At 44.8% G+C, this 19,076-nt stretch carries 14 protein-coding genes and 2 pseudogenes; 12 read left to right on the plus strand and 4 right to left on the minus strand.

Going from position 1 to position 19,076, the window contains the following annotated elements:
* Complete coding sequence (dapA, locus tag ACXAGQ_RS03805) at positions 1–882, minus strand: 4-hydroxy-tetrahydrodipicolinate synthase (protein WP_475251924.1); 882 nt, start codon at positions 880–882, stop codon at positions 1–3.
* 311 nt (positions 883–1,193) lie between these two features.
* On the opposite strand from dapA, the gene ACXAGQ_RS03810 reads away from it, so the two are divergent.
* From ACXAGQ_RS03810 to ACXAGQ_RS03855, 10 genes and pseudogenes are all read left to right on the plus strand, one after another.
* Positions 1,194–1,733 carry a glycine cleavage system transcriptional repressor gene (locus tag ACXAGQ_RS03810; RefSeq protein ID WP_475251926.1) on the plus strand — a complete coding sequence of 180 codons (540 nt, stop codon included), beginning with the start codon at positions 1,194–1,196 and terminating at the stop codon, positions 1,731–1,733.
* 10 nt (positions 1,734–1,743) lie between these two features.
* Positions 1,744–2,076 (plus strand): annotated as a pseudogene (gene bcp, locus ACXAGQ_RS03815) (thioredoxin-dependent thiol peroxidase); the annotation flags it as partial.
* A gap of 90 nt (positions 2,077–2,166) precedes the next feature.
* The gene (locus ACXAGQ_RS03820; protein ID WP_475251928.1) at positions 2,167–3,564 is read left to right on the plus strand and encodes a tyrosine-type recombinase/integrase; all 1,398 of its coding nucleotides are present in this window, start codon (positions 2,167–2,169) and stop codon (positions 3,562–3,564) included.
* A 1-nt stretch (position 3,565) separates the two neighbouring features.
* Complete coding sequence (locus tag ACXAGQ_RS03825; RefSeq protein WP_475254658.1) at positions 3,566–5,923, plus strand: hypothetical protein; 2,358 nt, start codon at positions 3,566–3,568, stop codon at positions 5,921–5,923.
* A 13-nt stretch (positions 5,924–5,936) separates the two neighbouring features.
* Entirely contained in the window at positions 5,937–8,138 is a 2,202-nt protein-coding gene (locus ACXAGQ_RS03830; RefSeq protein WP_475251930.1) for a site-specific integrase, read from the plus strand.
* Positions 8,138–8,623 carry a bacterioferritin comigratory protein gene (locus ACXAGQ_RS03835; protein ID WP_475251932.1) on the plus strand — a complete coding sequence of 162 codons (486 nt, stop codon included), beginning with the start codon at positions 8,138–8,140 and terminating at the stop codon, positions 8,621–8,623. Before ACXAGQ_RS03830 ends, ACXAGQ_RS03835 begins: the two co-directional genes overlap by 1 nt.
* Positions 8,624–8,764: 141 nt before the next feature.
* Positions 8,765–9,229, plus strand: a complete 465-nt coding sequence (bcp, locus tag ACXAGQ_RS03840; protein WP_475251934.1) for a thioredoxin-dependent thiol peroxidase — start codon at positions 8,765–8,767, stop codon at positions 9,227–9,229.
* A 362-nt stretch (positions 9,230–9,591) separates the two neighbouring features.
* Positions 9,592–11,493, plus strand: coding sequence for an ATP-dependent nuclease (locus ACXAGQ_RS03845; protein WP_475251936.1), 1,902 nt, complete (start codon positions 9,592–9,594; stop codon positions 11,491–11,493).
* Entirely contained in the window at positions 11,490–13,334 is a 1,845-nt protein-coding gene (locus ACXAGQ_RS03850; RefSeq protein ID WP_475251938.1) for a UvrD-helicase domain-containing protein, read from the plus strand. The genes ACXAGQ_RS03845 and ACXAGQ_RS03850 overlap by 4 nt, the downstream gene beginning before the upstream one ends.
* A gap of 195 nt (positions 13,335–13,529) precedes the next feature.
* Entirely contained in the window at positions 13,530–14,570 is a 1,041-nt protein-coding gene (locus tag ACXAGQ_RS03855) for an IS481 family transposase (protein WP_475251940.1), read from the plus strand.
* A 188-nt stretch (positions 14,571–14,758) separates the two neighbouring features.
* Here ACXAGQ_RS03855 and ACXAGQ_RS03860 read toward each other — a convergent pair whose 3' ends face one another.
* Positions 14,759–15,226 carry a HEPN domain-containing protein gene (locus tag ACXAGQ_RS03860; RefSeq protein ID WP_475251942.1) on the minus strand — a complete coding sequence of 156 codons (468 nt, stop codon included), beginning with the start codon at positions 15,224–15,226 and terminating at the stop codon, positions 14,759–14,761.
* A gap of 546 nt (positions 15,227–15,772) precedes the next feature.
* On the opposite strand from ACXAGQ_RS03860, the pseudogene ACXAGQ_RS03865 reads away from it, so the two are divergent.
* A pseudogene (locus ACXAGQ_RS03865) lies at positions 15,773–15,910 on the plus strand (hypothetical protein); the annotation flags it as partial.
* Positions 15,911–16,006: 96 nt separating this feature from the next.
* On the opposite strand, the gene ACXAGQ_RS03870 reads toward ACXAGQ_RS03865, so the two are convergent.
* Together ACXAGQ_RS03870 and ACXAGQ_RS03875 are read right to left on the minus strand one after the other, a co-directional pair.
* Positions 16,007–17,083, minus strand: coding sequence for an AI-2E family transporter (locus ACXAGQ_RS03870; protein WP_475251944.1), 1,077 nt, complete (start codon positions 17,081–17,083; stop codon positions 16,007–16,009).
* Between the two features lie 7 nt (positions 17,084–17,090).
* Positions 17,091–17,318, minus strand: coding sequence for a sulfurtransferase TusA family protein (locus ACXAGQ_RS03875; protein ID WP_475251946.1), 228 nt, complete (start codon positions 17,316–17,318; stop codon positions 17,091–17,093).
* 183 nt (positions 17,319–17,501) lie between these two features.
* Between ACXAGQ_RS03875 and bepA the strand changes: the two genes are divergently transcribed.
* On the plus strand, positions 17,502–18,956 hold the full coding sequence (bepA, locus tag ACXAGQ_RS03880; protein WP_475251948.1) for a beta-barrel assembly-enhancing protease: 1,455 nt from the start codon (positions 17,502–17,504) through the stop codon (positions 18,954–18,956).
* Positions 18,957–19,076: the final 120 nt, after the last annotated feature.

Genomic DNA, 19,076 nt, shown 5'->3' on the forward strand with positions numbered 1-19,076 from the left:
TTACAGCAGTACGTTCGCATCCTTGAGTGCTTCGGCTACTACTGGTTGGGCAGATTCGCTCAGCTCTGTCAGCGGCAGGCGAAGTGTGCCGTGCGAGACAAGACCAAGCTGATGAGCCGCCCATTTTACCGGGATAGGGTTGGATTCGACAAACAATTGCTTATGAAGCGGCATCAACCGCTGATTAATTTCAACGGCCGCGTCCATCTGCCCTGACAAGGCCAGCTTGAACATATGTGCCATATCGGCAGCGGCTACGTTAGCCGTGACAGAGATCACACCATGGCCGCCTTCGGCCACAAAATCCAACCCCGTGGCATCATCACCGCTTAGTTGGATAAAATCATCGCCACAAAGTTCCCGGGTTTTCTGTACACGAGACAAATCACCTGTTGCATCCTTGATACCGACGATATTATCAATCTTCGCCAGTCGAGCCACCGTTTCCGGCAACAAGTCAACAGCAGTGCGCCCCGGAACATTGTAAAGGATCTGCGGCAGCTCGGTCGCTTCGGCTATCGCTTTGAAGTGCTGGTACAGGCCTTCCTGGGTTGGCTTGTTGTAGTAAGGCGTAACAGTCAGACAACCCGCAACACCCGTTCCAGAAAAGAGTTTGCTAAAGGTGATGGCTTCATGGGTTGCATTGGCCCCGGTACCAGCAATGACCGGCACACGGCCCTGTGCATATTCCAAGGTTTTCAATACTACCTTGACATGCTCGTCGACGGTCAGCGTCGCTGACTCGCCGGTGGTACCAACCGCGACAATCGCATCGGTGCCTGCGGCAATGTGGTATTCTACAAGTGACGCCAAACTGGCGTAATCGACTTCACCGGCTTCGTCGAGCGGTGTAATTAGCGCTACCATGCTTCCTGAAAACATGTCCATCTCCCCTGAATAAATATATCCCTGGCCTCATCATGAAATTATGCTGGATAAGCGAATAATCAAGCGGCCAAGAAAAACCATACTACTTTTCAGTAACAGTAAACTCAAGACAGATATATGTAAATCAGTGAAGGTTAACTCTTTGCTGACAGCTCACTTTTACAACTACTTTTCCGCTTCTAATTTCCCCTCGCGAGCCCTCTGTCCCGCGCAACCGTTCACCTGACGCATCAGCAGGAGATATTCCTCTGCTGGCGAACGGTCTGTGCTAACATGCAGGAGTATTCAAAATGTGATGAAAATATATGGAACATTATCTCGTCGTTACAGCAGTTGGCACCGACCGCCCAGGCATTTCGGATGAAATTACCCGGCTCATCACCCTCTGCGACTGCAATATTGTTGATAGCAGGCTGGCCCTGTTCGGCCAGGAGTTTACCCTCATCATGCTGCTCTCTGGCTCGGCCAATGCTATCTCGCGGGTTGAATCTACCCTACCGCTCAAGGCCAGTGAGCATGACTTGCTGACAGTGATAAAACGCACCACCAAGCATGAGTACCGACACTACGCCTATACCGCCGACTTCCAAATCGAGGCCAACGACAGCCCGGGGCTGATTGAGCAATTCACCCGTTTCTTTGCCTCGCGCTCGATTGACATCGCCTCGCTCAGTGCCCATACCCAGGAAAGTGAACAAAGCCGCTCGCCCAATAGATTTCAGCTTCAAATAGGGACAAACCTTCCCGAAGGCTGTAACCTAATGACCTTACAAGAAGAATTTGAAGCACTTTGCCAAGACTTGGTCGTTAGCGGCAACGTGACTTTTGTCGGCCATAATCAATAAGGAATCCACTATGAAGACTTTGACCGCCGGTACGCCTGCGCCAGCCTTCACACTGCAAAACCAAAATGACGAGCCGGTCAGCCTTACTGACTTCAAGGGCAAGAAGGTCCTCGCTTATTTCTACCCAAAAGCCATGACACCGGGCTGTACCGTTCAGGCATGCGGCCTACGTGACAGCAAGGCCGAGCTTGACGAGCTCAACGTTGAAGTACTGGGGATTAGCATTGACGCCGTCAAGCGCCTGCCGAAATTCATCGAGCGCGACAACCTCAACTTCACCCTGCTATCGGATGAAGATCACGCGGTTGCCGATCAGTTTGGCGTCTGGGGCGAAAAGAAATTCACCCTTATAAATTTTTTATGACAAAAACCCTCGATAATTTTTTATGACAGTCTACCTTTGATATGTGGGTAACATATTGAGGGTTGTTTTGTGATAGAAAAGCATGATGAAAACGATGTTTATGATGACTACCGATTGCTCTCCATAGAGGTAGATACATTAGCTAAACTGAGAATCTCAGAGATCATCGATAGTGACTCTGGAGAAGTGACCCACTCCCCCTACCTTTCCCCATCCAACTTACAGTCTCGCCTAAAGAAGACCGATATTATCCTTACACCAGATGGGCGTGTTGTTTATCCACAATCTCTTTACCTCGTGTCAAAACTCAGCGGTGAAGGAAAAATTCAAGACACCACATCATTGGCCAAAGGCTTATTGGCCTTTACTCGATATTTAGACTCTACCCATTACCCTCAAGTTGATGAGGATGGGAATGTGATACCACCTCAGTACCTAACCTATAAAACACTAACAAAGCATGAAGAAGAAGGCGCGCCTTGGCAATTTGCAGAGCACCTTTTGGCAAACTGTCGATCTCGGAAGGAGGCAACTGGTGACGAAGCGTACTCGCTTAACTCAGCAAGAAGCTATATGGGTGCTGTTATTGGGTTTTATAAGTGGATGCAGAAACACGGTTACCTCAAAAATGATGATGAGCATGTTCTGACACACTTTACCAAGCTTGAAGCATACCTAGACGGCACCAATCAGCATGACATGCTTGCCCATACTAAGTCTGGTACAACACGAGTCTATGAGATATCAAACATAATGAAGGAGTTCCCCAAAGTCGATAAAACGCCTGCTCATCAAAAGTTGAAGCCTATGTCATTCGATCATAAAGAACTGTTCTCCCAGCACATTGATACGTTGCCAAAAGCTGCTTCCCTGATACTGAGACTATGTGAAGAGGCAGGGCTTAGGATTGATGAAGCCACCCACTTTCCTGCTCGCGATATTGGTGGTAAGGACTTTAGTGGATTAGACGTCGTGCCATTGACCATTACACGTACCAAGGGCAGTAAGGAGCGCACGATTGAAATCCCTATCGCACTGTATGAGGAATTAGAGCAATACAAAGAATGTAGCCAGCGACAAAAGAACCTAACTCGACGAAATGATCTGATTAAGTCCAAAGAAGAACAGGACACCACTGAGTATCTTTTCCTCTCAAACAAAGGGCGGCCATACAAAGTAAAAACTCTTGAGACGCATTTTAGCAAACTGCGACAGCGCATCCGGGCAATAGAACCTGACTGGTACTATCGAATCCATGACCTGCGATCAACTTATGCCACGCATTGGCTTTGGTGTGAATCAAGGGAGCGGCAGGTTGCCTATGAGTACCTAATGGACGAGTTAGCCTTGCTAATGGGGCATGAAAGCACCGCAACGACGGAAAAGTACATTAAGTTCATGAATAAGTTTGATGAGCAGTTACGGGTTGCTGAGAGCAAAAACAACAAGATTAACAAAGGATGGTAGCATGCCAAAAAGCCCACTCGCGAAGAGCTCAAAGACAGTCAAGCACGTCCGAAACAATAAAAATGTAGTTCCGTTGCACCTTACCATCCCCTATCAGAACAACAAAAGCAGGAAGGTAACCGAGTTTGATATATCACAGCTGTTACATCTTGGTGCAGATAGCAATAATGTCAAAATCGACAGCCGTATTCCTTACTTAAGGAGCTTTTGTAAAAAAGCTAACCAGTATTTTGACAATGACAGGTCAACACTAACCATCACGGTGTACTACGAGGCATTTAGAGCCTTCATTATCTTTTGTGACGCCGTAAACGTTGACCCTTTTTCTGAAGCTGGCTATTTAAAATACGCAGGAAATGATGGTGAACTGCGGCACCGCATAAAAATGTACCACCCATCCAAAAAGCTATGGGAGATGAGTCACGGCGATGAACTTGGCATCCAAGAGCGCTCAGCATGTGGTACAACTTCAGCACTTCGTACCGCCCTTTCATGGTGTGGCTTACCCGCTAACGTATGGGCAGCCCATCACCGAGGGTTTTCTGGCGAAGGAATACCAATTAAGAGTTACACTGACGCTGAAGAAGCGGTGCTTGTTGCCCGGTTGAGTGAGTTATTTTTCACCTTAGCCCCACAGCTCATTACAGCTAAACAAGAAAACCTCCCACTGCCTGACGAGTTGCCTGTTGTTATTAACTTGGGAGGACACCAAGAAGTCATTTCAATTTCAACGTCTCTCAAGACCCAAACCCATGGGCGAAGTAAAACGGGTACATCGGTAAAGTCATCCGCTGTGTTTAACATGGCGATGGGAGCGGCTTATCACCTAATGTGCTTTTTCACCTCATTAAACGATAGCAACATACAGAGCATCGCCCATCCAGTCACGATTCATACTGATGAGCGTGACAAAAGCCTGAAAGTGGTTAAGGTATCGAGCTATAAGACACGCGCTAACAAAGAGGTAGATGCGCTTCTTACTAACCAGAGCTTCGATGTTGATAAACGGGACGGGGTGAAGTTTATTAAAACCCTTGAAACCCTCTCAGCATTATATGGCGGTGGCGAAAAAGGCACGGAGTTGCTGTTCACGCTGAATAGCCAAGGGGAGAAAAGTAGTTCATTCAATTTGCAAGAAATAAATAAGCACCTGATGGTAGAGCTAAACCTACTCTCACCCACTCGTGCATCCTGCCTGCCATGGTTTAAGGAGTTATTTTACAGCTATCGAAACCAGCATGTTATTGATCTAAGAAAAGAAAAAAATACACTTGGCCGAACTATCGTAAGTAAAATCTCTCTCCCGTGCGCAAAAAAAACAGCTACTCAAGGTGCAACGAATGCTGCCTACTGCATTTTATCGTGTTACACAAACTTACCACTCAAAGGTATCCTGCTACCATTGTCCTATTCGGACAAAGACGCTGAGGGCAACATCAGTGTATCGTTCAAATACCGCAATGGCGAGAGCCACCACTTCTCTATTCCTGCTGCTGACAAGGCGTTAATCAAAGATATTGAACAATTCGCCACAGAGTTAGCCGATAAGCAAGGCTCTAAAAACTATGAGCGGTTGTTGATCAAGCGTGGTAGTGCAAAAGCGCCCCCTAAAGACTGGGACGGAATAAGCCCTATCAGCTCTAGTCTAATGAAGACATGGTCAATTGAACCCAACGAATACTTCATATCGCTTCAATCAAGCCGCTGGCGAGAAATGACCAGTAACCAAGTGTACTCCGTGAGTGGCACTAGCGGCGTCCAGAGCCTCCTGCAAAACCTTCTTCAAACCATTGATAAACACTATGTCAATGGTGACCCAAGACTCAACAAAATCATCATCTCACAAGCGCTACAAGTGATGGAGCTATTGGATGAAGAGACGGGGGTAGAGCAAGCAAAAGAGATAGTTGCGGCCAAACTTGGCATCCCAATGCTGACGCATGATGAATGGAAAAAGAAGCAAGAGGAAGAAAGGGCAAAAACCAACCCCAATGGCATTTATTGCAATGGGCAACAAAACATTGCAGATGGAAAAAACACCCAGCGTGAAACCAATAACGCCATGAAGCTACAGCTACCTTGTACTGAATACGACATGTGCCATAAATGCCAATCAGCCAAAGCCGTCAATGAGACTCAACACATCTATAAACTTATCTCTTTCATTGATGTACTGAAGGAGGCCGTAAACCTGCACCCTAACGCGCAAGAGGAAGTCCATGAAAGAATCGCCGCTTTTGAGTTTACCCTCGATGGTGCCAGCAAGGATGTGTACGACGGTGCAATGGCATTATTTAACAAAAACGGGCGTCACCCTCGGGTATCTATGGATCACGCCATTTTAGCCCTATACCGTTAATTGGGAGCCAGTCATGATAAAGCTACCTAAGTACATGCTTGACCAACAAGATGCCCTCATAGACGCGCAAAAGCATGTTGGAAGCTATACAAACTACCTGAACGACGTATTAGAACCAGCTATTGCCTCGGGGGAGTGGGATGAGTTTGAGGCGCTAGATATAGGCTTTAGCGTCACTGGTGAATCACTGGGTAAAATTGGGGACAACAACGCTTGGCGTCAGCTACAACCCTTCTTTGAGCCTGATGCTACCCAACCGAATACCCTGGACTTCTTTCTTGACGGAAAGGTGATGGAGCGCAACCTGACAAACCAATTGAGATCACTCGCATTGAGTATGATGTGGCTCTCGCCTAAAGATTATTCTTTTGGGAGCATTGTACAGGCTATTAATGGGTTAAAGAAAGTCGCCTCTGCGCTACTAAATGAAGGCCACAATAGCTTTGAGTTATTAAGTTTTGAGCTGTTAGAGACTTGGGGATTAGGTGATGTTACCGATTTGGACTTCGAACGAGAAACACCCTACACCTCACTCAATAAACTGTTCATAGAGGCAACACGACTACCGTTTAATGTCAGTCTGACCAAAGCGTTAAACGCCTCGGATTTTGGTTTAGTCATTAAAGAGCCTAAGCAGCACACGGTTATCCCGCAGCGGCTGTACTATCTGGGACTTCAACAATCAGAAGCATTAGTGAACGAGCTATACCCCATTCGTGATGAGCTTGGCAAGCTTTCAGATCACATTGCTGACTATCATGAGAAATCCTACCAAGGGTATGCTAAATACCTTGTTAGCGATGAGGCTAGATTCAAAAATGGCGGACTTAAGTGGTATTTAAGCCTATCAAATAAAGGCGATAAGGAAAGGCGAGTAACTTTTCAAGCCGCTTTTCTCGCGCTAAGTAATCCGTCACAAAAATCGACCCTTGAACTGCTCAACAAGCACAAACCTGCGCTCAAGTCTGAATACATCGACAAATTCCACCCTGAGCAAACATTGACGATTGGCAACAGGGTGGTGACCGGACTTAAGAAGGCGCAATCGTTGTTTAAAGAACTCAGCGGTGGCTGTCTTTGGGCGTTAATGGCCCGAACTGGTATGCGGGGGGATGAAGCTTTCCATCTTCACACCACGAAAGGGTGCACAACAGAAATCATATCTGGGCAAGCCATTCATGTTATTCATGCTGACCTCTCAAAAACGGCCAGAGGCTTTCAGTCAAGGCAGGATGAGTTTGTCACAACCGAGATTGGGAAAAAGGCTTACGAAATACTGCAAGCGCTAAATTCGCCACTTAGAAAACGTCACTCTGATAGCCAAGCCTTCTTCTACAAGATAAAAGAAGGCTGTGGGGCTATCGACAAAAAAAGCATTATTAAACACGTAGGTGATTGGTATAAAAACGCACTAGGGGAAAAGCTTGTGCTAACCAATGATGACGTGATTGATTTGAAGGTCTCCGACCCCAACCTTTCTTTTAATGTCGGTGATGACTATGAGTTTACAGGGCATCAGCTCCGCCGCTCGTTCGCTTATTACCTTATCGGGTATGAGCTGTGCGCATTCCCCCAACTCAAGCAGCAGTTCAGCCATGTGTCCATGGCGATGACGCGCCATTACGCCAAGAATGCCAGTAAATTCCAGAAAGTCAGAAAACAAAAACAAAACTTGGCCCATGCCATTGATGCAGAAAGGGTTGACCAACAAGCGCAGGTGTACCTGAACATCTACAGGAAACTTGCGAATAAAGAGCGTGTCGCTGGCGGCAAAGGCAAAGAGTTTGCCAAAAACATGATGAAGGCTGAGCGTAACTTGTTTAAAGATAAGGTCGATGACGACATGCTTTCGCTCAACTACTGGAAAAAGCAAATCCGAGATCAAAAGCGCCACATTCACGCCATCGCCCCCGGAATTTACTGCACTTCAACAGGTTGTAGCCTACGTACACAAGTCAACCTATTAGAGTGTGTGGACTGTAAGAACGACTATATTGTCGATGCCGTTTTTGCCGAAGCGAAACGCAAGGAAGCTGAAATACATATGCTATGGGACATTGAGCATGATGAGTTAACGCCTCAAACAGCATCAGAAGTGTATATCAAAATCACGGCTGCTGAACGCATTATGAAAGACTTAGATATTAGCTATGAACCCGTTGCAATACCTCAAAAAGTTCAAGACCTGCTGATACCCTGCGGAGTGACTGCGTAATGACACAAGCAACTAAGAATAAGCTGATAAATGCCCTAGAGCGTCTGTTAGAGGGTAAACCAGAAAACCGTGAGCTAAGGAAGAAAGCCCGAGAAGGTAAGCTAAAAATCAATAACATTAGCGTCGAGAAAGAAGCGGGGCTTTCTGTTGGGGCATTGCGCAGGCATAAAGATGTTCAGGATATGGTGAAGAATAAGGCACTGGAGTTGCGGGTCGAACAAGATGATTTAAGCCAGTCACCAATTGATGTTTTACAAGCGGAAGTAGAACAGCTAAAACGCGATAAAACCAAAGCCAACAAGAAGAAAAAAGAGTACTTCGACCTCTCTAAAAGTCATGAAAAAGCACTAGCCATACAGGCAGCAAGCCATATAAAAATGGTTCAGGAACTCATGGAGATGCTGCATGAAAGCCAGCGAGAGAAGGCGATGGACAAGGTGGTTCAAGCTGGGGTTGATAACGTGATCAAAGGTGATTTCAAATAAGAGCATCCTGTTTAGTGTAACCACTAGACAAGACAGTTAGTTATCTATAAAAATGTACATTCTAACGATATAAAAATACTTTAAGCAGGACGTAGTCACACTACTCCGAAGTAGCTTAAATTTAGAAAGTAAGGAAAAAATATGGCAATCGAAGCTGGACAAACTGCACCAGACTTTACTCTAAATGACCAAGACAGCAACCCTATTACGCTATCTGAACTGCAAGGCAAGAAAGTATTGCTCTATTTCTACCCACGCGCTTCAACGCCAGGCTGCACTGTTCAGGCTCAAGGGCTACGTGATACTAAAGCAGAACTAGATGCCCATAATGTCGTTGTTCTCGGTGTAAGCCCAGACACACCTAAGAAGCTGACTAACTTTATCAACAAACAAGAGCTTAACTTCACTTTGCTAGCCGATGAAGAGCACGCAGTTTGTGAGAAGTACGGTGTTTGGCAGCTCAAGAAGTTCATGGGCCGTGAAAACATGGGTGTTGTAAGAACAAGCTTCTTGATTGACGAGTCAGGTAACCTAGAGCATGTATTCAACAAGTTCAAAACCAAAGACCATCATGAAGTAGTACTCGACTACCTAAATAACAAGTAGTTGTTTAAAAACCGATAGAACCAGTGCACTTTCACTGGTTCTTACTCCAGCTTCTCATATATTACACTGAGCCAGTGTACCTCTTCAATTTGACCAAAAGATAACTTTCCTATAAGTGATGTTGTTTTTATATAAATAGCTATTTTTAATGACGAAATTTAGTAGTAAATGTGACACTGCTTATTGAAAAAATCCAACAAAATAGATTTAAATATAAGAGCTTAAGGACAAAGCCTGGCTAGCTCAGATAAATATCATTCTCGACATATGAGAAGAAAAAGCCACTCAAGAAGGAGGTGATATTCAATTTATCTAACCTCACTTTTACTGAATTAATAGATTAAATTTACCAAAGGCAGTGTATGTACTTATCGAGTGTAACGGCTGAAAACTTTAGAGGCTTTGAGTCAACCCACGTCACTTTAAACAAAGGATTGAACCTTTTAGTGGGCGAGAATGATGCTGGTAAAACGAGCTTAATCGACGCTATTAGATTGGTATTAGATACTAATTCAGCTGAGTGGGTAAGGATTAAGTACTCCGATTTCAGGTCGGGTTCGACAAAGCTAAAAATCAGTCTAAAGTTTTGTGGACTTGATGAACGCGATGGCGGTGCATTTGCTGAGTACCTGACGTTTGAACAAAATGAAAATGGTGACATTCAAACAGTATTATATATAACATTAACTGCTTCCATAAATGACACCCTGACTAGTAATTCGCAAAGTATACGTACTGAAATTCGTGCTGGGTCTAGTGAAGAAGGGCCACATTTAGATCGTGATACAAGGCTATATCTTTCTACTACTTACCTTAAACCATTAAGAGATGCAGAGAATGAGCTCTCTGCAGGAAGAATGTCTCGGTTATCACAACTACTAGGTAGCAAGAGCAGTATTGGCGGTAACGAGCTGGATATAGAGCGTCTGATTACGCTGATTGTGCAGGCTAACCAATCAATAAAATCTGATACTTCAATTTCTACTGCGCAAAGCAGTGTCGAAAAAATATTAGAACAAATCACGTTCAAAGACACGCCTTTCGCGCCTGTAATTGACATGCTTGGCAGCAAGAATGTTGCAGACATGAGTTCAGCAGAAAAGAATTCAGCTTTTAAAGCAATTGTTGAACGGCTTACTCTAGGGTTAAATGATACAGGTTTGTCCCATGGGCTTGGGTATAGCAACTTACTATTTATGGCTGCCGAGTTGATGTTGTTAACCCAATCAGGTAAAGGCTTTCCACTTTTGTTAATAGAAGAGCCTGAGGCTCATCTTCATCCGCAGTTACAAATGAAGTTCATCCAGTACCTTGTAGAAAAGCAAGGGGATTTACAGTGCATCCTATCTACGCATAGTCCGAACTTAGCTTCGAAAGTTTCTCTTGAAAATATAATTCTAATGAATAAAGGTCAATCATTCCCTTTAAGACGAGGAGCTACTTTATTGAATGATGATGACTACCCGTTTTTAGAAAAATTTCTTGATGTTAGCAAAGCAAATATGTTTTTCGCCAAAAGCGTTATACTGGTTGAAGGTGACGGTGAAAATATATTGCTACCAACTATTGCTCAGTTATTAGGTCGCCCTCTTGAAAGTTATGGGGTATCGATAGTGAATGTTGGCAATCTAGCTTATAAACGATATGCAAAAATCTATCGTAAGAAAGAAACCGGTGTTAAGCCATTCCCCATGAAAATTGCCTGTGTAACAGATCTTGATATTTGGCCAGATAAAGCAGAAAAGAAGCCAGGTAATACAATCGGCTTTAAGGTTAAAAAACAACCTAACACCGGCGAGGGGAAAAAAGGGAATTTAAATCGATGGGTTAGCTACTATAATGATAAACAGGACGAACTAATAGCACGCAAAGAAACAAAGTGTGAGCAAGATGGCGAAAATGTAAAAACATTTATTTCTGAAGAGTGGACTTTTGAATATTGTTTAGCTAAATCGGGGTTGGCCAAAGAGCTTTATTGCTCTGTAAAGGGTAGTGAGGTCGGTTTTGAAGACCTTTGTGATGATCCTGAAGAAAAAGCTATTCAAATATATGGAATGATTGAAAAAATGTCGTCTGGCAAAACAGCAGCAACATATAAGTTGGCAGAGATACTAAGTAATGTATATCAAGGAGAACCGGCTAGACTTAAGAATAAGTTACCTGCGTATATTGTTAGCGCCATTGAATATGTTACAGAACCGGTTATCATTGAGGTTTTAGATAATCAAGAGGATCAGCAACTAGAAGTAGAAGGTGCAGAATGATACCTTCAATAACCGATAACCATATCGATGAGCTTCAAGATAAGACGGGACTCGTTTTTGATCAAGAGCGTCGACAGGCCATAAAGGAATATATCGATATTCAAGCTTGTCCCGGTAGTGGTAAAACAACACTTATTGCTGCAAAGTTAGCATTACTTGCGAAGAGTTGGAATAAATGTACAAGTGGTATATGTGTACTTAGCCATACAAATGTAGCTAAAAATGAAATCATTAGTCGATTGGAACGTGATAAGTATGGGCGTAAACTGTTATCTTATCCTCACTTCATAGGTACTATTCAAGAATTTGTTAATCGATTCCTAGCCTTACCTTTTTGTAGGTCAAAGGGTATTGAAATCAAACGTATTGATGATGACTTTTGCTTAAAATATATTGACAGTAAGCTTTCTTGGAAGGCAAGAACATACTTGGATGGAAAGCCAAAAGCTAGTATATCTAACTTACAAATTAGATATGTTAACGGTAAATTTGAAAATATTATTCCTGGCTTCAAAAAGGTCTCCACATCGGATAGCTTTAAAAACCTGCACTCAATAAAGCAAGCGATGCTGAGTGAGGGTTTATTCTTTTATCGGGAGATGTTTGAGTATGCTAAGGCGTATTTGGATATAAACCCAAATGTAATAGACGCTATTCGATCAAGGTTTCCGTTAGTAATCGTAGATGAGATGCAAGATACATCTCTTGTACAAGATGAAATTATTAACAAAATATTCTCCTATGAAGGTAGTACACTTCAACGATTAGGTGATGCTGATCAGGCTATATTTTCAGGTAACGAGGAGGAAAGTAGCAATAGTTATAATAAATTAAAGTTACAAATCATAAATACTAGCCATAGATTTAACCCAAGCATAGCAGCCCTTGCTAGTAGATTGAGCACTAATAAGGTTTCACTAAGTTCTACTCAGTTAGTAAATATTGCTCAACCGCATACGATCTACATCGTTGATGAACACAGCAGATCGAAAGTACTGTCAGCATTTGCACAGTTGTGTGCGGGCTTCCTTCCATTAGATGAGAAACACCCTATTAAGGCCGTTGGGGGAATAGGAAAGACGAAACCAGAAAGCCTTACGATTAAACACTACTTTTCAACTTTTGAAAAAAACAACTCCAGTAAAAATTTCAAACCTGAAAAAATAATTGAATACTTCAGGGAGACTCAGAAAGTTACTACGTGTAATGAAAATAACTACAAAATAGCATTGGAAGGAATTCGTAAGTTATTACAAATTGCAGGGTATGAGTATATGCCGATATACCAATTAAAAGCTATAATCAAGGAAAGCCCAAAGTGTAATGAAATTAATCAAAAGATAATTGAAATTCAAACTTCTGACCTTAATGATAAGCAACGTTGGGAAAGTAATATTACGGAACTATTAACAGTTCTTGGCTTATTGGAGAAGTCTGCTGCACTTAATGAGTATATTTCATATGTAGTACCAAACACAATAACTGATGATAAATCCGTGTCAGCTAATATGTATATTGAAAACGTAAATGGTCGTAATATAAGTATTGAAGTTGACACTATCCACTCTGTTAAAGGTGAAACGCACTCAGCAACCTTATTACTAGAAACAAAATTTCATGAGTATGATGTTCATCAGATGTTAGATTATATTATCGGTGTAAAAACTACAAAGCCTACGGGGGTTCGAAAGCCTAAATTCATGAAGCAACTGTATGTCGCAATGACGAGGGCAAAGCATATAATTGGTATTACTATAGATAAATCGAGAATTCCTGAAGCTAAGAGAGAGGCAGCTATTGCAAGTGGTTGGAATGTTATAGATTTAACAACCAACAACTAAAATCGCACTCAACTGAGCTTATTCGTTATTATTAATCCACTTAAAGAGTTGAGAATGTCATCAGTATTTTTACTAGATATGTTATATGCTGTATTAGTTCCGACTAGATCTGACACTTCAATTGAAATGAAGAGAGTTACCCACTTTGATTAAAGGTGCTGAATCCGTAATCAAAGACAATAAGAGGTAACTCTCATGCTTCATACTAGCAATCCAATCATCAAACACAAAGCTGGGCTTCTCAATCTTGCAGAAGAACTCGGTAATGTATCAAAAGCTTGTAAAGTCATGGGTGTCTCAAGAGACACTTTCTATCGTTATCAAGAGTTGGTAGAAACAGGTGGTATCGATGCTCTGATTAATCAAAGCCGCAGAACACCAAACTTAAAGAATCGTGTCGATAGTGAGACTGAGCAGGCTGTGCTCAAATACGCCATCAACTTCCCTGCGCATGGACAAGTCAGAACAAGCAATGAACTGCGTAAACTAGGCGTGTTTATCTCTCCAAGTGGCGTACGCTCAATCTGGCTCCGCAATGACCTAGAAAACTTCAAGAAACGTCTTATCGCACTGGAAAAACAGGTCGCAGAGGACGGTATAATCCTAACGGACGAGCAAGTCGCTGCCCTTGAGCGCAAGAAGCATGATGATGAGGCCTGTGGTGAGATAGAAACTGCACACCCAGGTTATCTCGGCTCTCAAGACACGTTCTATGTTGGCAATCTGAAAGGTGTTGGACGCATCTATCAGCAGACGTTCGTTGATACCTATAGCAAAGTTGCTTTCGCTAAGCTCTATACGACAAAAACACCTATCACCGCAGCAGATATGTTGAATGACAAGGTTCTACCGTTCTTCGAGACTCACGAGTTGCCAATGCTGCGAATCTTGACTGACCGGGGTACTGAATACTGCGGTCGAGTTGAGCAACATGACTACCAACTTTACTTAGCCATCAATGATATCGATCACACTAAAACTAAAGCCATGTCGCCACAGACAAACGGGATCTGCGAGCGCTTCCACAAGACCATATTGAATGAGTTCTACCAAGTGACGTTCAGAAAGAAACTGTATGGCTCAATGGATGAGTTGCAGAAAGATCTGGACGAATGGGTGGACTACTACAACAATCATCGTACCCATCAAGGAAAAATGTGCTGTGGCAGAACGCCCATAGAAACATTAGAGGATGGGAAATCAATCTGGGCCGAAAAGAATCTAGCCCAGATATAATCTGACAGGCACCAAGTCGAAAGTGGGTAACTGTCAGATCGGGTCTGAATTAGTACATATATGCTAATATTTAAGTTACAGCTGCTAGGAAATTTTAAATTAACCACAAGAAAAATATTATAGGTAGAGTCAGTTGACTCTACCTTTTCTTTATATTTAATAGCTCTCTAGCAAATCAAGCTACCGGTTTAATTGGTATTAGCTAGACCTTTAGAGTGCTTGGCTTCTAGTGCTTCTACTATTATGCCATTCACACGCTCAACCTTAGACTTGATCGTAATCAGATCTTCAATGGCTCTGTGCAGCTCATCTTTCTCCATGATTTGTTCAATGCTGTTAGTCAGAAACTTGTGTACGAACTCATTTCTGCAATCAGCTATTTCCGCAAAAAGTTCGTCGCGCTCGGGCGTACTACCTTCCATGGTTCGGCTGCAGTGACTGATGAAGTTTTTTAAACTGTCTTTGTTCGTCATTCGCAATTCAAATTCGGAGAGATCGTAAGCTGCAAATGCATTTTCCGGTAAAAGCATGTCTTCCTTTAGCTTTTTCTCAACAGTTTTCGAGATGGCAAAATAGTTCCTTGCATTCATCTCAAGTGCCTGACAGGAAGCGAGGGTTTTTCCAACAAGCATGTACATCATATCTTCTTCATTCATGAAGTTGTCCTTAATAAAAATACTTGTTCATTAAGATGGGGGCTAGTATCTAATAATTCAATAAGTTGTGTTACTAAAAACTGAAATATCACTAGTTTGCAAGAGGATCTTTCAGGTATAGGTTTTACTCCTAATCACATCTAGCCTATTTGTCTTAGCCAAAGTGAGCGAACATCCTCCACCTGAGGTAGTTAACTCCATTCGCTCATCATGATGATGAGTGAAAAGTCTTCTCCAGTAGCATTAGCTGCAATGAGACACATGAGAACTCCATTACTACAACCTCTCCTCCTAAGCCACTCGTGCCTAAAGGCTTACTCACTTTCGTTACTTCACGCTAAATTATTCATTAACAGGGTTGCTGCATTTTTATGACAGATTATTCAGTCAAAAACTGTTAAAAGTAGCCAAATTGACAAAAAATTATGACAACTGCTATATTTGAAGTTGAATAAGAGAAAATATTAATCTAAACCACTATTAAAGAAAGACTTTTCTGAAAACAGTCAAGATTTTCGTCATGTTTTTTTCCAAGGGTGGCCAGTTATGGGCAAGATCTATGACGGCCTGCACCGCATCAGCTTCCTGATTGATGAAAACGGTGTAATTGAGCATGTTTTCAACAAGTTCAAAACCAAGGATCACCACGAAGTGGTGCTGGCTTACCTGAAAGAAAACGGCTAACCACCCTTTTCGCAGGGTTGCCCTGAGTATCCAAACATCAAAAAGGCCGCTTTCGCGGCCTTTTCTTTAGCTCATATTACGAGAACTTACGAAGCTTCACTCCTCGAGATGCTCTTCGAGCGGAGGCTCTGTCGCCGGCAGGGCATTCCACACCGCCTTGACCAAGGTGGCCAGCGGGATAGCAAAGAACACGCCCCAGAAGCCCCACATGCCTCCGAACACCAAGACCGCGACAATGATTGCCACCGGGTGGAGGTTCACAGCTTCCGAGAACAAGATTGGCACCAGCACGTTGCCATCCAGGGCCTGGATAATGCCGTAGGCCACCAGCAGCCACCAGAATTCAGGGCTGATCCCCCACTGGAACAAACCCACCATTGCCACCGGCAGGGTGACCGCTGCAGCCCCGATGTAAGGGATCAGCACCGAGAAACCGACCAGTACGCCGAGCAGTACCGCATAGCGCAGATCCATGACCTCAAAGGTGACATAGCTGACAATACCGACAATAAAAATTTCCGTGACCTTGCCGCGGATGTAGTTGGAGATCTGCTGGTTCATCTCTGCGCCGACCTTGCTGGTCAGGCGGCGGTTCTTCGGCAGCAGGCCGCTGAGCATCTCCAGCATTTCCTCTTTATCCTTGAGCAGGAAAAACACCAGCAACGGCACCAGGATGAGATAAACCGCCAAGGTCGCAAGGCTGACCAAAGATGCCAGCGACCCCTTGACCACGCTCTCGCCCATGCCCAGTACTTTTTCGCGCAGGGTCACCATGAAGGTCGACACTTGGTGCGGCTGGACAAAGTCAGGGTAGCGCTCAGGCAAGCTGGACACATAATTCTGCAAGCCATTAAACATATTCGGCACGTCGGCAATCAAGTTACCGACCTGATGCCAGATGGTTGGTACCAAACCAAAAATAGCCATCACCATCAAGCTGGCAAAGATCAGCAATACGCCCATCACCGACAGCGTCCTCGGCAGTCCCAGCCGGGTCAGTTGCATCACCGGCCACTCCAGCAGGTATGCCAGTACAATCGCCACCAGCAGCGGCGCTATCAGGTTGCCAAAGAAGTAAATGGTCAAGAAGCCGCCGAGCAAAATCGCTACCAAGCTCACGGCATGGGGGTCGGAAAATCGTCGCTTATACCAGCGAGTCAGCATATCCAGCATAAAATGTTTACTGCCTTTTGGTCACAATAATTTCAAGTACCTGTTGGCTGTCCAACCGTACATCAATAAAAAAGCCATGGTTCGAGAGGTAGCGGGGGATATCCTGCCTTGCCCCTGTGTCAGAGATATGAATTTCCAGCGTATCGCCAATCGCAAGCGACTTTACCGCCCTTTTAGCCAAAAGCAGTGCCATCGGGCAGCGTTCCGTCGTCAAATTAAGCAATGCACGTTCCATTCCGGTATACTGACAATTATCATCCATCGGGTTATTGTAAAGGACATTCGGGCGACAAAAAAGAAACCAGTCAAAGGTTTCGGTGTCTGACCTTGGTGAAAAGCAGCATTATTCAGGACAGATTTAGCCTCGCAGTAGTGCGAATGCAGGAATACGCAACAGAAGGCGGTATCAATTATTACTATGTTTCGATTTGCTAAGGCGCCAGCCTATCTTCTTATCAGTGCATTACTCGGCACTAGCATTGCGGCTCCGGCCAATGACCTGAGCAGCCTACCGGATATCGGTACGGCGGCGGCGGCAACGCTCAGCATTGAAAAAGAAATAGAATACGGCGATGCCTATATGCGGATGATACGGGCCAGCATGCCTGTGATCAGCGATCCGCTGCTGTCTGAATATATTAGTGATCTCGGCCACCGCCTGGTCGCCAATGCCAATGATGTCCGCACCCCGTTCAACTTTTTCATGATCCAGAACCGGGATATCAATGCCTTCGCTTTCTTCGGCGGCCATGTAGCTATCCACTCAGGGCTGTTTCTCCATGCCAAAACCGAGAGTGAGCTCGCCTCGGTGGTGGCGCACGAAATTGCCCACGTCACCCAGCGCCACCTCGCCCGGAGTATGGAAGATCAGGCCAGGAAGTCACCGGCAACACTGGCAGCCCTGATCGGCTCCATGATGCTGGCTATTGCCTCGCCGGAAGCGGGGATCGCCGCCATCCATGCCACCACGGCAGCATCGGCACAGGGCCAGATCAACTACACCCGCAGCAACGAAAAAGAAGCCGACCGTATTGGTATAGCCACTCTGTCCAAAGCCGGTTTTGATGTACAGGCCATGCCTCGCTTCTTCGGCCGTCTCGCCGACCAGTACCGCTATGTCAGCACGCCGCCACCTATGCTGCTGACTCACCCATTGCCGGAATCACGGATCACCGATAGCCGCAGCCGTGCCAACCAGTTCCCAGCCCGCCGGGTGGACACCTCCCAGCGCTACCAGCTAGCCCGGGCACGTATCGTTGCCCGCTATGCCGGTATCGACAGCAATGCAGCACTGGACTGGTTCGAGCGTCAGGAAAAAAGAAGCAATGCGGTGACCAAAGATGCCATCAACTACGGCAAGGCATTGGTGTATATCGATTCTGAGCAATACGAAAAGGCTCATGCTCTGCTTGATCCTCTATTGGCTAAAGAGCCCAATAATCGTTTCTATATCGATTCAGCTACCGATCTCGATCTGCACCAGAAAAAGTACGACCGGGCTATAGCACGCCTAGAGACTGCCCAGAGAGCCAACCCAAACAACAAGGTATTGCGCCTGAACTTGGCCAATGCGCTGCAGGAAGCAGACCGTAACAACGAAAGTATCCCGATCCTGACCCGCTATACCTATGACAACCCAGAAGATCCTAACGGCTGGCACCTACTGGCACAGGCGCAGGCCGCCAACGGCCGTCGTGATGCAGAGCTCGCGGCCCGGGCCGAGCTGCTTGCGCTGCGCGGGGCATGGGAAAAGGCTATCCAGATGTATATCCAGGCCAGCCAAATGGTCGAGGTCAACTCGCTGGATCAAGCCCGCTATGATGCCCGCATCGACCAGCTCCGGCTTGCCAGGCAGCGCTTCGCCAATCTCTGATCGCGCTCTCAAAGAAGCGCTGGCATAGCATTCCTTCTTGGTGACAGCTGTTCTACAATGGGGCAACATCATCAAAACAATTTGTAACCGGCGCGGACACCGCGCCGGTTACCATTTTCA

The organism is Photobacterium sp. ABD4_091, assembly GCF_056160145.1.